This window comes from Bradyrhizobium sp. Ken64 (assembly GCF_055807555.1).
This window is the reverse complement of sequence record NZ_JBVVPA010000080.1, coordinates 1-683: the sequence shown is the minus strand read 5'-3', so window position 1 is coordinate 683 and position 683 is coordinate 1. Positions and strand designations below refer to the sequence as shown.

The 683-nt window shown below is 57.5% G+C and carries 2 protein-coding genes; both read right to left on the bottom strand.

Features of this window, described 5'->3' with window-relative positions:
* Positions 1 to 200, bottom strand: a 200-nt coding sequence (locus AC0L2F_RS35725) for a hypothetical protein (protein WP_473251523.1), incomplete at its 3' end; no start/stop codon positions are given.
* Between the two features lie 36 nt (positions 201 to 236).
* Positions 237 to 683, bottom strand: a 447-nt coding sequence (locus AC0L2F_RS35720) for a carbohydrate porin (protein ID WP_473251522.1), incomplete at its 5' end; no start/stop codon positions are given.

Sequence of the window (683 nt, the reverse complement as noted above, 5' to 3'; positions counted from 1 at the left end):
TTGTTGAGTTCTCTCTGTATTTCCCTGCTCCATGCGGCTCCCTGCTCAAAATTCGGACCGAATGTATGAAGCAGCAAAATCTTTTTCGGTTGGCCGGCAATCTGGCCAGACAGGGTTTGGGCGGTTGTGCCCCCCACCGAGACGACAAGCACGACAACGGCAGCGACCCACACGCAAACGCGCCCCTTTAGCGAGGTCATCGCGATGGTCGCCTCACCAGTACATCGTCGCATTGGCTAACACGTTAAGGGCACTCCGGTCTGCGACGTATAGACCACCGGCGTGGGGTGATTGGTGTACCCGAGCCCGATGCCCACGCGGATGCCGGGCGCAACGGGTGCATAATAGGCTGCAGTTATTGAAAAATTGTCAGTATGCGCGAGTTGGCCGCCTCGCACGGCGGCATCGACCAGATATTGGCTGAAGACATTGCGGGAGACAACCAAGGATACCATATCGCCTGGCCGGGACGGCAGCAGACCTATGCCATAGAGGCGTGCCTCATAGTACTCGCTGACGCGATTGAATTCCGGCGGAGCGTACATCGCGGTGAGACCAGCGTACCACCCCCTCGCAGCCTGACGTTCGACCGGAGCAAGTTGGACAAATTGTCGATCCGCCAGAAGATAGGCTGCGTAATTCCCGGCATTCCGACCGCCGAATTCGAAATCGACATACTTGCT